At 72.2% G+C, this 13,897-nt stretch carries 12 protein-coding genes; 6 read left to right on the top strand and 6 right to left on the bottom strand.

All coding sequences use genetic code 11. The features are described from left to right. Positions 1–182: 182 nt before the first annotated feature. Both OG534_RS20635 and OG534_RS20640 read left to right on the top strand, forming a co-directional pair. On the top strand, positions 183–761 hold the full coding sequence (locus OG534_RS20635) for a sigma factor (protein WP_326589647.1): 579 nt from the start codon (positions 183–185) through the stop codon (positions 759–761). Beyond that, entirely contained in the window at positions 758–2,011 is a 1,254-nt protein-coding gene (locus tag OG534_RS20640) for a zf-HC2 domain-containing protein (RefSeq protein ID WP_326589648.1), read from the top strand. The genes OG534_RS20635 and OG534_RS20640 overlap by 4 nt, the downstream gene beginning before the upstream one ends. Positions 2,012–2,043: 32 nt before the next feature. On the opposite strand, the gene OG534_RS20645 is transcribed toward OG534_RS20640, so the two are convergent. Continuing rightward, positions 2,044–2,367: a hypothetical protein gene (locus OG534_RS20645; RefSeq protein ID WP_326589650.1), complete on the bottom strand. Its 324-nt coding sequence runs from the start codon at positions 2,365–2,367 to the stop codon at positions 2,044–2,046. A 644-nt stretch (positions 2,368–3,011) separates the two neighbouring features. After that, the gene (locus tag OG534_RS20650) at positions 3,012–4,613 is read right to left on the bottom strand and encodes an AMP-binding protein (RefSeq protein ID WP_326589652.1); all 1,602 of its coding nucleotides are present in this window, start codon (positions 4,611–4,613) and stop codon (positions 3,012–3,014) included. Between the two features lie 147 nt (positions 4,614–4,760). On the opposite strand from OG534_RS20650, the gene OG534_RS20655 reads away from it, so the two are divergent. From OG534_RS20655 to OG534_RS20670, 4 genes are all read left to right on the top strand, one after another. Continuing rightward, positions 4,761–6,047, top strand: coding sequence for an amidohydrolase family protein (locus OG534_RS20655; protein ID WP_326589653.1), 1,287 nt, complete (start codon positions 4,761–4,763; stop codon positions 6,045–6,047). Then, positions 6,047–7,201 (top strand): acyl-CoA dehydrogenase, encoded by a 1,155-nt coding sequence (locus tag OG534_RS20660; RefSeq protein WP_326589654.1) that lies wholly within the window; start codon positions 6,047–6,049, stop codon positions 7,199–7,201. The genes OG534_RS20655 and OG534_RS20660 overlap by 1 nt, the downstream gene beginning before the upstream one ends. A gap of 5 nt (positions 7,202–7,206) precedes the next feature. After that, positions 7,207–8,187 carry an acyl-CoA dehydrogenase family protein gene (locus tag OG534_RS20665; protein ID WP_326589655.1) on the top strand — a complete coding sequence of 327 codons (981 nt, stop codon included), beginning with the start codon at positions 7,207–7,209 and terminating at the stop codon, positions 8,185–8,187. A gap of 446 nt (positions 8,188–8,633) precedes the next feature. Next, positions 8,634–9,098, top strand: coding sequence for an ATP-binding protein (locus OG534_RS20670; RefSeq protein WP_326589656.1), 465 nt, complete (start codon positions 8,634–8,636; stop codon positions 9,096–9,098). A 153-nt stretch (positions 9,099–9,251) separates the two neighbouring features. On the opposite strand, the gene OG534_RS20675 is transcribed toward OG534_RS20670, so the two are convergent. From OG534_RS20675 to OG534_RS20690, 4 genes are all read right to left on the bottom strand, one after another. Beyond that, positions 9,252–9,713 (bottom strand): hypothetical protein, encoded by a 462-nt coding sequence (locus tag OG534_RS20675; protein WP_326589658.1) that lies wholly within the window; start codon positions 9,711–9,713, stop codon positions 9,252–9,254. Positions 9,714–9,851: 138 nt separating this feature from the next. After that, entirely contained in the window at positions 9,852–10,544 is a 693-nt protein-coding gene (locus OG534_RS20680) for a hypothetical protein (protein WP_326589660.1), read from the bottom strand. Positions 10,545–10,681: 137 nt separating this feature from the next. After that, a complete protein-coding gene (locus OG534_RS20685; protein ID WP_326589661.1) occupies positions 10,682–12,754 on the bottom strand; it encodes a serine/threonine protein kinase in 2,073 nt (690 codons plus the stop codon). A 157-nt stretch (positions 12,755–12,911) separates the two neighbouring features. Beyond that, positions 12,912–13,838, bottom strand: a complete 927-nt coding sequence (locus OG534_RS20690) for a cyclase family protein (protein WP_326589662.1) — start codon at positions 13,836–13,838, stop codon at positions 12,912–12,914. Positions 13,839–13,897: the final 59 nt, after the last annotated feature.

The following is a 13,897-nucleotide window of genomic DNA, read 5'->3' on the forward strand; positions in this document are numbered from 1 at the left end:
GCACGGGGAGCGCGGTGGGGCGCGTACACCTGTCCCCATGTGCCATCGGCCGTACCACTGTTCACGCCCTGCCACGCCCCTATCACGGAGGGCGCTCTTCCAGGGTGAGGTTCTCCCAAAACAGGCGCGATCCGCCATGTGCCCACTACATTCGTTCCGTCGACACACGGCTGGGGGCACTTATGCCGAAGGACGTACCACCGCGCTGGGACCGCCGCATGCAGCAGCGCCTCGCCCGCGGCGAGGCCGCCGCGCTCGGAGAGCTGTACGACCGCTTCGCCTCGCTCGTGCACAGCCTGGCGCACCGGGTGCTGGGCGACGAGAAGGCGGCGGACCGGATCACCCGCGAGGTCTTCGGCTACATCTGGGAGAACCCGGACGCCTACGACCCCAAGCAGGGCTCCATGCGCTCCTGGGTCGCCCGGATCACCCAGGGCCAGGCGGTGGCCCGGCTGCGCCAGGCCGAACTGGGCCGCGGCTCGCGCGAGGAGCTGGAGCAGAAGGTGCGCAGCGCCAACGCCGCCGCCCGCGCGGACTACATCGTCACCTCCATGCCCGCCCCGCTGCGCGCCGCACTGGAACTCGCCTACTTCAAGCGGCGCGACTACCGCCAGGCCGCCGCCGACCTGCAGATCACCGAGGACGAGGCGCGGCGCCGGCTGCGTCTCGGGCTGCAGCTGCTGTCGACCGCCAACGCCCTCCCGCAGGAGGACACCGCCCAGTCCGGATACGGCCCGCGCGAATACGGAACATCCCGATGAACGGCCCTGCCGAGTCGCCCGACGACGGATACGAGCGTCCCGGCGGCCGGGCGCGGATACCGGGTCCGCGCGGGGCCGCCGACGACCTGGATCCGGGGCACGCCCCGCAGACGCCGCCGAGGCCGCGGCCGTTGCCCGAACCGCCGCCGCCTCCCTCGCACACCGTGCTGAAGTCCCTGCTCGGCGCGTGGGCGCTCGCCGCCTGCTCGGCCGAGGAGACCCAGGCCGTGGAGGACCACCTCACCGAGTGCGCGCCCTGCGCCGAGGAGGCGCTGCGGCTGCGCGACGCGGTGGGGCTGCTGCACCCGGAGGAGAACCTCGACCTCAAGCCGCTGCTGCGCTCGCGCGTGCTGGAGGACTGCCTGGGCAAGCGGCCGGCCCGCATCCCGGTTCCGGTGTGGGCGAGCCCGTACGACACCGAGACCGCGCGGCTCGACGCGCTGCTGCAGGACTTCGGGGACTCGGAATGGCACACCCCGGTGCGGCTGAAGTGGTTCGAGGAGGAACGGCGCCGGTCGCAGCGGACCACCGTCGCGGGGGTGATCGGCCACCTGCTGACGGTGGACGGGCTGATCGCCACCGCGCTGGGCCTGGACGACCCGCTGGGGTCGGACGCACCGCCGGGCGGTCCGACCGTACGGACGGAGCACTTCTGGAACGCGTCGGCGTACCCGGCCACGCGGCAGGTGCGTGAGCCGTGGCGGGAACAGGGCCACACGCTGGTGCGCACGGTGTCCTTCGCCGGCCGGGGCGTCGCCGAGCTGGCGGTGGACTACGGCGGCTTCGCGCTGCCGCTCGAGGACGCGTTCCTGGAGCGGGCCTTCGAGTGCTGGGTGCACGCGTGGGACATCGCGGAGGCGGTGGACTACCCGTACGAGCCGCCGTCGGGGCCGCACCTGCACCGGATGATCGACCTGGCGGCACGGCTCCTGCCCGGCGCCCTGGCGCAGCGACGCCGCGCGGGCCTGGCGTCCCCGGCACGCGGCCTGGTCGCGGCGGGCGCGCCCGGCCGGACCCTGCACCTGGAGATCGAGGGCTCGGGCGGCGGTGGCTGGGACATCGCGCTGGACTCGCCGGGTGCGAAGCCGTCGCCGGATCGGACGGTGGCGGAGATCGCCCTCGACGGCATCGAGTTCTGCCAGCTGGCCGCCGGGCACATCGCTCCGGAGGAGGCGGCGGTGGGCCAGCACGGCGACCGCGAGGCGATCCGGGACGTCCTGTTCGCGGCGGCCTCGCTGAGCCGCCTGTAGACGATCCGTTCGCGGACCCGGGCCCTACGCCCCTAGCCGCTGCACTGGGTCAATTCGCCGCCCTGCCGGACGCTGTACTGGCCGGGCGGCACGTTCATGACCTGGAAGCCGCCGTTCTGGGCGATCTCGACGGTCCCGCCGAAGCCGGCCGATCCGTACACGTAGGCCGGGCCCGGGGTGAACCCGCCGCCGGACAGGTGCACCTTCCCGTTCTCGAGTACGCCGGAGGTCGAGCAGGTCGCGGCCGGGACGACGGCCGGCGGGGACTGGGGTGCCGCCGCGAGGGCGGCCGGGGCGGCGATGAGCGAGGCGGCCGCGAGGGGGCCGAGTACGAGGAGGCGTGTGCGCCGGTTCATGAGTCTTCCTTTACGGGAGGAGTCGGAAAGCCGCGAGCCGCACGCCCGGCGCCCCGGGCCACACCGAGAGCGGGGACCGCCCTTCCATCGTCACTCCGCCCCTTCCCCAGTGCGACCGGGGACCCGAAGCCCCCGCCAGGTCTCGCCCGATCGCCCGCGCCTCTCCAGCCCCGGACGGCCGTCAGTCGCCTCCGGCGAGAAGCGCGTAGCGATCTGTGGCGGCTTATGTCCGGCCACAGACAGCCTGCAGCCGCCTCCTTCGCGAAGCGCGTAGCGATCTGTGGCGGCTTATGTCCGGCCACAGACGGCCTGCAGCCGCCATCGGCGAGAAGCGCGTAGCGATCGGACGCGCCCCGGCTCCGCCCGGGGGTCGCTGGCCGCCCCGCGTTGGGGTTGGCAATGGCCGGCCCGTTCCTTTGGGGGGTTCCCGTCGGTCTTCGGATTTCCGTGGCGGGTCGGTCGGTCAAGGGTGGCCGAAGGCCATCGCGCAGCGACGCGACGAAGGAGCGCCCTTGAGGGACCGGCCCGCCACGGAGAGACGATGAGACTGACGGGAACCCCCCAAACCCTCTCTGATACCGGCCAAGTGGATCAGGCCCCCGAAGCCCAGCCCCTCCCACGCCCCCTCCCCCGCCCAGCCCCCCTCACGCATACCACTCCCGCAACTTGTACTTCAGAATCTTGCGCAAGGCCTCGTTCCGGGGGAGGGATTCCACGAGCTCCAGTTGTTCCGGGAGCTTGTGGGTGGCCAGGCCCTCCGCGCGGAGGTACGCCGTCAGTTGGGGGAGGGTCAAGGGCGCGGCTCCCGCGGGCTGTTCGACCACGGCGCAGACGCGTTCGCCGCGGGCCGGGTCCGGGAGGCCGATGACCGCGACGTCCGCGATGCCCGGCAGGCGGTGGAGCAGGTCCTCGATCTCCTTCGCCGAGATGTTCTCGCCCTTGCGGATGATCACGTCCTTGCTGCGGCCGGTGAGGACGAGGTAGCCGTCCTGGGTCAGGTGGCCGAGGTCGCCCGTGATCAGGTAGCCGTCGGCGTCGAAGACCTCCGCCGTCCGGTCCCGGTTCAGGTACCCCTGGCAGACGGCCTCGCCCCGGAGCCGGACCTCCCCGTCCGTGTTCGGGGGGAGCGGGGTGCCGTCCGGGGTGGTGATGCGGATGGACATGCCCGCCGGGGGGCGGCCTTCGGTGGTGGCGAGGTTCGCCGCCGTGTCGTCCGGGGCGCCCATGGTGATCATCGGGACCTCGGTCATGCCGTAGCCGTGGGTCAGCTGGCAGCCCATCTCGCGGACGACGGCGTGGTAGATCTCCGGCGGTTTCGGGGCGCCGCCGCCCGCCAGGAGGCGGAGGGTGGGGATCAGCGGGACGTCGGGGGCCTTGCGCTGCTCGGTCAGGAACAGGGAGTAGAAGGCGGTCGAGCCGCCGGCCACGGTGACGCCGTGGCGGCGGTAGCCGTCGAGCGCGTCGGGCATCGCGAACTTCTCGAAGAGCACCGCGGGGAACCCGTACAGGAGCAGCATCACCAGGTAGTCCGGGCCGCCTATGTGCGCGTACGGGAAGGCCATCGAGCCGACGTCGGCCGGACCCAGGCGCAGGGCGTGGGCGAGGCAGGAGCCGCCCGCGATCAGGGAGCGGTCGGTGTGCAGGACGCCCTTGGGGTCGGAGGTGGTGCCGGAGGTCCAGTAGATCCACCGGACGTCCGTGCCGGACGCGGGCGGCGCGGGGAGGACGGCGGGGTCGCCGTCCGGGAGGGAGGCGTAGGCGTCGAAGACGCCGCGCGCGCCGAGCCGCCGGGCCATCGCCGGGTGGTCGTGGCCGCGCCAGACCCCGGGGACGGCGAAGAACCCGGCCTTGGACTCGCGCAGCGCGAAGCCGACCTCGCGGTCCCGGTAGAAGGGGATGACGGGGCTCTGGACGGCGCCGATCCGTGCGAGCGCGACGGAGAGCAGCACGGTCTCGATGCGGGTGGGGAGCTGCCAGGCGACGACCGTACCGGGACGCACGCCCATGCCGTACAGGCCGGCGGCGACGCGTTCGGAGCGGTCGCGCAGCTCCCCGAAGGTGAGCCGGCGGTCCTGCGCCGGGTCCTCGGCAGCCTCGATCAGGACCGTGGTGTCGGGGGTGAGGGCGGCCCGGCGGTCGACCAGTTCCCACAGGGTGCGCGAGCGGCTCAGCTCCGTCGCGGTCGCGGTGTCCGGCGCGGTGTCCGGCGCGGTGTCCGACGCGGTGTCCGACGCGGTGTCCGTCATCCCAGACCTCCCATGGCTGCCCATAGCTGACGGTTAGTCAGATCAAGCGCAGAGCGTAGGGCTCCGACGCTTGTCGGTCCAGGGGTGCCGGGGCTAGCTTGTTTCTGACGATCCATCAGATCGGTAGATCGGTGAATTGGGGAGACCATGGAACTGCCTCGGATCATCAGCGTCGACGACCACGTGATCGAGCCCGCGCACCTGTTCGACGTCTGGCTGCCCGCCAAGTACCGCGACCGCGGCCCCAAGGCACTCACCGCGGGCATCGGCGAACTCGCCTACACCGGCGGCAAGTACGTCATCACCATGGACCCCGACGGCCCGCCGACCGACTGGTGGATCTACGAGGACCTGAAGTTCCCGTACAAGCGCAACATCGCCGCCGTCGGCTTCGACCGCGACGACATGACGCTGGAAGGGATCACGAGGGAGGAGATGCGACGCGGCTGCTGGGACCCCAAGGCGCGCCTCGCCGACATGGACCTCAACCACGTCGAGGCCTCCCTGTGCTTCCCGACCTTCCCGCGCTTCTGCGGCCAGACCTTCGCCGAGGCGCACGACAAGGAGGTGGCCCTCGCCTGCGTGCGCGCCTACAACGACTGGATGGTCGAGGAGTGGTGCGGCGACAGCGGCGGCAGGCTGATCCCGCTGTGCATCATCCCGCTCTGGGACATCGACCTCGCCGTCGCCGAGATCCGGCGCAACGCCGCCCGCGGCGTCCGCGCGGTCACCTTCTCCGAGATCCCGACCTACCTGGGACTGCCCTCCATCCACTCCGGCTACTGGGACCCCTTCTTCGCCGTCTGCCAGGAGACCGGCACGGTGGTCAACATGCACATCGGGTCCAGCTCCCAGATGCCCGCCGCCTCCCCCGACGCGCCGCCCGCCGTCCAGGCCTCGCTCAGCTTCAACAACGCGATGGCCTCGATGATGGACTTCCTCTTCAGCGGAGTGCTGGTCAAGTTCCCGACGCTGAAGCTCGCCTACAGCGAGGGGCAGATGGGCTGGATCCCGTACGCCCTGGAGCGCGCCGACGACGTCTGGGAGGAGCACCGGGCCTGGGGCGGGGTCCGCGACATCATCCCCGAGCCGCCGTCCACGTACTACTACCGGCAGATGTTCTGCTGCTTCTTCCGCGACAAGCACGGGATCGCCTCGATCGACGTCGTCGGGCGCGACAACGCCACCTTCGAGACCGACTACCCGCACGTGGACTCGACCTTCCCGCACACCAAGGAGGTCGCCCTCGACCACGTGAAGGGACTGGACGACGAGACGGTCTACAAACTGATGCGCGGCAACGCCATCCGCATGCTCGGCCTCGACCTCGATCGGGACCGGGTCAAGGGCCGGGTCAAGGACCAGGACCAGGACCAGGACCAGGACCAGGACCGGAACCAGAACCAGAACCGGAACCAAGTCAAGGGCCGCTGATGGACCTGACCTACACCGAGGAGGAACAGGACTTCCGGGCCCGGCTGCGCGCCTGGCTCGGCAAGGCGCTGCCCGAGCTACCCGTCAAACCCTCCCCGGACGACTGGCCGGGCCGGCGCGCGTACGACCTCGGCTGGCAGCGCAGGCTGTACGACGCCGGGTACGCGGGCCTGCACTGGCCGGTGGACGCAGGCGGGCGCGGGGCCACCCCGACCCAGCACCTGATCTTCCTGGAGGAGACGGAGCGCGCCGGAGCCCCGTACGTGGGCGCGAACTTCGTCGGGCTGCTGCACGCCGGGCCGACCATCGCCGCCGAGGGCAGCGCCGAGCAGCGGGCGCGCTGGCTGCCGCCCGTGCTGCGCGGCGACGAGGTGTGGTGCCAGGGGTTCAGCGAGCCGGACGCGGGCTCCGACCTGGCCTCGCTGCGGACGCGCGCGGTCCGCGACGGCGACGACTACGTGGTCACCGGGTCGAAGATCTGGACCTCGCACGCGGAGGTCGCCGACTGGTGCGAGCTGCTGGTGCGGACCGACCCCGCGGCCCCCAAGCACCGCGGGATCTCCTGGCTGGCCATGCCGATGGACGCGCCGGGCGTGACCGTACGGCCGCTGCGCACGCTCGCCGGGTCGACGGAGTTCGCGGAGATGTTCCTCGACGAGGTACGGGTCCCGGTCGCCAACCGGGTCGGGGCGGAGAACGACGGCTGGCGGGTCACCATGGTCACCCTCTCCTTCGAGCGGGGCACCGCCTTCGTCGGCGAGGTTGTCGCCTGCCGCCGGACGCTCGGCGAGCTGGCCCGTACGGCGAAGGCGAACGGCCGCTGGGACGACCCGGTGCTGCGGCGCAGGCTGGGGCGGCTCTACGGGGAGTTCGGCGCGCTGTGGCGGCTCACCCAGTGGAACGTCAGCGAGGCGGAACGCTCCGGCGGAGTCCCCGGCATCGGCGGCTCCGTCTTCAAGCTCGCCTACTCGCACGCGCGCCAGGAGCTGTACGACGCGGCGGCGGAGGTGCTCGGGGCCGGCTCCCTGTCCCTGGACGAGGAATGGACGCTGGACCGGCTCTCCTCGCTCTCGTACACGATCGCGGCCGGCACCTCGCAGATCCAGCAGAACATCGTCGCCGAGCGGATCCTCGGCCTCCCGAAGGGCCGGTGAGGGGCATGCACTTCCAGCCGACCGAGGAGCAGCGGGACCTGCGGGCGGGCGTACGGGAGCTGCTGGCGCGGCGGTACGGGCGCGAGGCGCTGCGGGCTTCGGTGGACACGGGCGTCACCGTGGACCGGGCGCTGTGGCGGGAGCTGGGCGAGGCGGGCTTCTTCGCGCTGCGGCTTCCGGAGGCGGAGGGCGGCGTGGGGCTGGGGCTGCCGGAGGCGGTGCTCGTCTTCGAGGAGGCCGGGCGGGCCCTGCTGCCGGGGCCGCTGGTGGCCACGCACCTGGCCGCCGGGGTGGTCCCGGGGGCGGCGGCGGGGACGGCGGTGGTGACCGCCTTCGACCTGGGGGACGGCCTGGTCGCGTACCTGGGCGAGGCGGACGCGGTGCTGGGGGCGCCCGGGGTGCCCGCGGGCTCGCCGGTGCGCTCGGCGGATCCGCTGACGCCGCTGCACCGGGTGACCTCGTACGCGGACCGCTCGGCGGACGGCTCCGCGGACGGCTCGGCGGACGGCTCCGCGGACGGCTCGGCGGACGGCTCCGCGGACAGCTCCATAGGCCGTTCCTCGTACCGCTCGCAAGGGGCGCTGCTGACGGCCGCGCTCCAACTCGGGAGCGCGCTGCGGACGGTGGAGCTGGCGGTGCGGTACGCGGGGGAGCGCGAGCAGTTCGGGCAGCCGATCGGGGCGTTCCAGGCGGTCAAGCACCTGTGCGCGCAGATGCTGGTCCGGGCGGAGGTGGCCCGTACGGCGGTCTACGCGGCGGCGGTGACGCAGGACCCGGCCGAGGTGGCCGGGGCCAAGCTCCTCGCTGACGCGGCGGCCGTGCGCAACGCCCGGGACTGCCTGCAGGTGCACGGCGGGATGGGCTTCACGTGGGAGGCGGACGTGCACCTGCACCTGAAGCGGGCCTGGGTGCGGGCCGAGCAGTGGCGGACGGCGGCGGAGGCGGAGGAACTGCTCGCGGAGGAGCTGCTGGGCTCGGCGGTGTAGGCGGCCGACCCCTGCGGTGTGGGCGGGCGGGCCTGCGGTGTAGGCGGCGTGGGCGGCCGGGCCCGGCGGTGTGCGGGCGGCCGAGGTCGCTCACGGTGACGGGAGGCGCGGCTGGGCACGGGACGGACAGGGTGGGACGCATGTCCGATTACGGAGAGTTGATATCGGTTTGTGTCCTTGGCCCGACTCATTGCGGACCGGAGTCGAGGGCCTGCTCCGGTACGCTCCCACGAATGCGAGCGGTTGAGCGGCGCGAGCGTCGCACAGTATGCACCACGCCCACTCCTTCGCGCGGGAATATGCCCGAAGCGCTTGTTGTCGTGACTGTATGTCAACCATGCTGCTCCGCAAGGGGATCACTCCCCCTGGGTTGCCGACCCGAGGTACCCCCAGGTGATCCCGTCGGTCGCGAGGCGAAGTGTCCGCCGGTTCGGATGGTGTGAGCGGTGCAGGTGCTTCAGGTTCAGCTGGAGGTAGGAGCGGATCCCGCCGAGGTCGGCCGGGCCCGCCGGTGGGCCCGGTCGCGGTTGGCGGGGTCGGGCATAGGGGACGACGAGCCGCTCGCCGAGACGCTGATCCTGCTGATCTCCGAGCTGGTCACGAACGCGGTCGTGCACACGGGTTGCCCGGCCGTGCTGCGGATGCTGTTCGGGGGGCCCGGGGTGCGGGTCGAGGTCGCCGACGCGAGCGACCGGGCGCCGAACCGCCGGCAGGCGTGCGGGGAGGACACGGGCGGGCGGGGCCTGGAGCTGGTGGACGGCCTTGCGGACCGCTGGGGCTGGCAGCGCGAGGGCGCGGGCAAACGCATCTGGTGCGAGATCGACAGGGCCGAGAAATCGGCGTCGGACGGGGCTTCCGACGGTCCGTCGGACATTCACTCCCCGACACGGGAACCGCGCGTGTACCTCTAACGAGGTGTTGACGTTCCGTCACATCTTGATCACCCTGGTGTGGAGCGATTCGACGCGAGGGGACGCCAAGGACAGGCCTTGACGAGTGCGGGTCGTGGGGTGGCGGCTGCCGTGCCGCGCTCGGGGCGTGCATGCGCGCCGCCGCCACCCGCATTACTCCGGCGGCGGTGGCGGCAGTGGCGGCGGCAGCGGTGACAGTGGCGGCAACGGCGGCAGATCGTCCGCGAACGGCGTCTCGCCCCCGGCCCAGTCGAAGGTGAACCGCCGGCTGGACCGGTCGTGGCGGACCGCACTCCCGCACGGAGGGAGCCGGAGGTGCTGGTGGATCCAGCCGTCGAGCGCGAGCGCGGCGACCTCGGACCGGTAGTCGGCACCGGGGTACGCGAGGGAGGCGACCTCCAGAACCAGGTACCCCCGGCCCGCCACGCTCGCGACCAGCTCGTGGGTGTGCAGCGACATCCCGAAGGCGAGCCAGGCGGCGTCCTTCCAGTACAGCCCCTTCGCCGGCAGGCGAAGGTGGACGCTCCCGTACGCGTGCAGGGTCTGCGGGGGCGGGGAGTCCACCTGGTACGCCGCCGCGGTGATGTCGGCGGCCAGTCCCGCGCCGCCCTTCATGAACCGAAACCTGAAGGTCTCCACCGTCACTCGCTTCCGGACGCTCCGGACGCCCCTGGTCGTGCATGTGCCCGGCAGCCCCCGCGGTTCGCCGGCCGGTGGATGGCGTTGCGCGGGGGCGGCGGGGGTGACGGGTGGTCAGCCGTCGGTGCAGATCACGTCGTACGGACGGCCGATCGAGATGGTCAGCTTGATGGGGTCCGTGGTGCCGGAGGGGCACTCGGCCTCCGTCTTGACGAGGCCGAGCACCTTCTGGGCGCCCGAGCCGCCGCAGGCGACCTCCTTGGCCTGGTCGGTCACGCAGTCGCCCTTGACCAGCTGGCCGCCGCCGGCGCCCGCGTCACCGGGGTGGTCGTTGGACAGGTTGCGGCCGCAGACGGTGTTGGTGGGGATGCCGCTCGACTTGCCGCCGCTGTAGGAGATGCTCACCTCGATCATCAGGTCGGTGCCCGGCGGGCACTGGATCGAGCCCGGGAGGATGCTGGCCTCCTTGATGTCGATGGCCTTGAAGGTGGCCCCGGAGTCGGAGCAGCCCGTCCGCTTGTACCCGTCGGGGGCCTTGGCCGGGTCGGGGCCGCCGCAGTCGCCGACCTTCCACGCGCTGGAGGTGTCGGACGAGGACTCGGGGGAGCCGGGGTCCTTGGCCGTGGGCTTGGCGGACGGGGACGCCGAGGTGGACGCCGTCGGCTTGGCGTCGTCCTTGCGGAACGACTGCAGGGCGGCGTAGCCGCCGATGATGATCACGGCGAGGACGATGACGGCGATGATGTTGCCGCCCGAGCGGCGCCTGGGAGCAGGCGGCGGCGGTGGTACCTGGTACGGGTTGGCCATGCGGACTTCTCCTGCGGGGAAAGTGGTGGGGACGGGGTGTGGCGCGCGTACGGTGACGCGTCATGTCCACCTCATGGTTCCACCGGACGTGACACGGACACGACTCGGATGCGGCCGGGGTTGCCCTGCCCCTCGCCCTACTGGCGCTGGGGCAGGCAGTCTCCCGAGCCGATGATGACCGGTACGCCGCTGTTGCCGGTGTAGAAGCCGACGGACCACCGGGTATAGCCCCAGTTCCGGTTCGCGGTGTACTCGGCCACCAGCTTCTTGCAGAGCGTCTTCTCCGCGACGTGCTGGAAGGCTCCCTGCTGGGCACGGCTGGACAGGGCACCGTACCCGTCCCAGGCCCACACGTACGCGGCCTTCTCGACCGGGTCGAACCCGAGGGTGACGGCGTCGTCCCGGTCGAAGGCCACCGGCCCGTTCCCTTCTGCGACTCGGGCGTCCCAGACCGTGTTGATCGCCTTGACCGTGTCGTCCGCGACGCGGATCTCGGCCTTGTCACTGCTGGGCATCTGGGCGGTCTCCATCCCGGTCTCGTCGCCCTGCCACTTCCCGGCCACCTCGCCGTGGCACCCGGTGGTGGCTTCTCCGAAGTCCAGAAGAGTCGCCGCGGGGGAGCCGTCGGCATCCTTCCCGTACACGGCGTACCGGCCGTAGGGCCACGTGGTCGGGTGTCCCTTGAGCCGGTGAGCGAGGACGGTGCAGGCTGCCATCTCCCCGGCGCGCCCGAACAGCTCCGTGTGGTCATCGGGGATCTGCGGAACCGGCCCGCTCGTCACCATCACCGTCTGGGCCCGCCTGTTGAAGGTCACGACGGGCTCGATGTGACTGATGGCCTTTGTCGCGAGTACGGACTTCACCTGGTCCCGGATCGCCTTCTCGACCTGCTCCTCCTCCGGAGTGGCGGCCCGAGTGCTGGCTGCCCATTCGCCGTCGTGGGGCTGTGTCGTGTCGTCGGCGCGGGTGTAGGCAGGGTTCGGGATTCCGGCCAGCGGGTCGGCCGGCGCCCTGACACCCCGGGGGTCTGCGGTGGGTGTGTTCGCCTCTCCGCTCGTCCCTGCCGGGTCGGCGGCCTGGTCCGGGGCACTTGGGGACGTGCCCGAGGGCGAGCCCGAGGACGCGCCCGGAGTCTGGGCGGCGCCGGCCGTACGGTCACCGCTGCCGTTGGTGGGGAAGGCAAGGGCGCCGCCGGTGATGCCGCCGACGACGGCCGCAGCGGCGAGGACACCCGCGGCCTTGCGTCGCCAAGGCCGGCCGGGGGGCGCGGGCCAGGCGGGGTCGTCCACAGGGGGTACGCGCCACTCCTCCGCGACGAGCGCGCCGACCCGCGTCGGTTCCGGCCCCGCATCGGTGGGGAGTACCTGGGTCGACTGGTCGGAGAGGAGCAGCGAGCAGCTCTCCGCTGCGCAGATGGCGCTGATCCGGTGGCCGGGCTCCTTGGCGAGGGCCTTGGACACGACCTCCCGCAGCTCCGCGCGGATGCCGTCGAGGTCGGGGTCGCCCGACATGACGCGGAAGGCCACCACGTCCGGAGCGCCCGTGCCGAACGGGAGTCTGCCGGTGGCGGCGTAGGCGACCAGCGCGCCCCAGGCGAACACGTCCCCGGCCGGTCCGGCGGTGCCGGTGCGGTAGTGCTCCGGGCTGATCCAGCCCGGGGTGCCCGTCATGACGCCGGTACGGGTGACGGACGTCCCGTCGGCGGCGTGGGCGATGCCGAAGTCGAGGACGCGCGGTCCGGCCGGGCTGAGGATCACATTCTGCGGCTTCACGTCCCGATGGATCACGCCGGCCGCGTGGATGGCGGCCAGGGCCTGGGCGGTGCCGGTGGCGAACGCGTACAGCGTGCTGCCCGTCAGCGGTCCGTGGGCGGCCAGGTGCTGGTTCAGAGTGGGACCGGGGGCGTAGGCGGTGGCCAGCCACGGGAGCTCGGCCTCCGGGTCGGCCGCCAGCAGCGGTATGAGGCAGGGGCCGCTCACCCTCGCGGAGAGCTGCACCTCCCGACGGAACCGGGCGCGGAATTCCGGGTCGTCGGCCTGTGCCGGGTGAACCACCTTGACGGCGACACGGGTTCCGTCATCGGAAAGGGCCGCGTGGACCGTGCCCATGCCGCCGGAGCCGAGACGGCCGATGATCCGGTACGGGCCGATCCGGGTGGGATCGCCGGGGCGGGCAGGCTGGACCCGCCCGCCGGAGCCAGCCGTGTGCACAGAAGTTGCTTCCTTTAAAAGGTGATCAGGCAGTCAGGGGCCGTTCGTCGTAAAGCCACTGGATGGTACGAGGTCGTGCGGGTGGGTGCCGTGCCGTCTCACGTGACGGCACGGCCCGGCAGATCCTTCGAGCGGCCCGTGGCCGTGGCGTCCGGGCTCAGAGGAGGGCCACCGGGGCCACCGGGGTGCCGGTGGCGCCGACGAAGGGTTCCGGCATGGCGGAGAGGAGGAAGGCGTAACGGTTTTCTTCTGCACAGGCTGTGGACAACTTTTCGAGGTTCCAGTTCTGGCCCTGGTGCATGCCCATCTCGACGAGGTCGAGGGCGTGGACCGGCAGCCAGAGGTTGTCGATCTCCGGCGGGAAGATCTCGAAGGTGAGGGTGTCGTTCGCGACGGCCGCCACGTCGCGGGCGTGGAACCACTCCGGGGTGCGGACCGAGAGGCCGGGGGACGGGAAGCCGTAGCCGTGCTTGTCGCCCGCCAGGTAGACCTGGATCTGGCCGGTGCGGACCAGGACGATGTCGCCGGGGCGGACCGTGACCCCGCCGAACTCCTCCGCCTCCGCGAGGTCTTCCGGGGTCACCGCGTGGCTCCCCTCCAGCCGGTCCAGGCCCTTCGCGCGGGCGACGTCGAGCAGGACGCCGCGCGAGACGATGGGGCCGGCCTTGTCGATGCCGCTGAACTCGGCGCGGCCGTGCGCGGTGATGGTGCCGGCCGGGCGGCCGTTGTAGATCTTCCCCGAGTGTGAGACGTGGGTGAGGGCGTCCCAGTGGGTGCCCGCCTGGAGTCCCATGCTCACGGCGTCGTCGCTGCAGGCCACGGTGCCCGGGCCGAAGATCTCCTGGTTGATCTGCACCATCGTGTGCAGCGGGTTGATCCGGCCGGGGATCATGCCGACCTGGACGCCGTCCTCCTTGAGCGGGAGGGCCAGCGGGATGCGGCGGCCGGTGCGGATCTCCGCGGCGGCGCCCCGGACGACCTCGTCCGTGATCAGGTTCAGGGTGCCGATCTCGTCGTCGGCCCCCCAGCGTCCCCAGTTGTTGACGCGCTTGGCGATGTCGTGGAACTCGGCGGGCAGGGTCATGGGCGTCGACAGCTCCTTGCGTCTTGCGTGGATGCGGCAACGAGGGCTTGTGCAGGTGC

The sequence above is a fragment of the Streptomyces sp. NBC_01294 genome (genome assembly GCF_035917235.1).
GTDB lineage: Bacteria > Actinomycetota > Actinomycetes > Streptomycetales > Streptomycetaceae > Streptomyces > Streptomyces caledonius.

Excerpts from the sequence above, each read along its gene's own strand:
- OG534_RS20675 (WP_326589658.1), bottom strand. The coding sequence starts at position 9,713 with ATGAAGGGCGGCGCGGGACTGGCCGCCGACATCACCGCGGCGGCGTAC.
- OG534_RS20655 (WP_326589653.1), top strand. The coding sequence starts at position 4,761 with ATGGAACTGCCTCGGATCATCAGCGTCGACGACCACGTGATCGAGCCC.
- OG534_RS20680 (WP_326589660.1), bottom strand. The coding sequence starts at position 10,544 with ATGGCCAACCCGTACCAGGTACCACCGCCGCCGCCTGCTCCCAGGCGC.
- OG534_RS20640 (WP_326589648.1), top strand. The coding sequence starts at position 758 with ATGAACGGCCCTGCCGAGTCGCCCGACGACGGATACGAGCGTCCCGGC.
- OG534_RS20660 (WP_326589654.1), top strand. The coding sequence starts at position 6,047 with ATGGACCTGACCTACACCGAGGAGGAACAGGACTTCCGGGCCCGGCTG.
- OG534_RS20645 (WP_326589650.1), bottom strand. The coding sequence starts at position 2,367 with ATGAACCGGCGCACACGCCTCCTCGTACTCGGCCCCCTCGCGGCCGCC.
- OG534_RS20635 (WP_326589647.1), top strand. The coding sequence starts at position 183 with ATGCCGAAGGACGTACCACCGCGCTGGGACCGCCGCATGCAGCAGCGC.
- OG534_RS20690 (WP_326589662.1), bottom strand. The coding sequence starts at position 13,838 with ATGACCCTGCCCGCCGAGTTCCACGACATCGCCAAGCGCGTCAACAAC.
- OG534_RS20665 (WP_326589655.1), top strand. The coding sequence starts at position 7,207 with ATGCACTTCCAGCCGACCGAGGAGCAGCGGGACCTGCGGGCGGGCGTA.
- OG534_RS20650 (WP_326589652.1), bottom strand. The coding sequence starts at position 4,613 with ATGACGGACACCGCGTCGGACACCGCGTCGGACACCGCGCCGGACACC.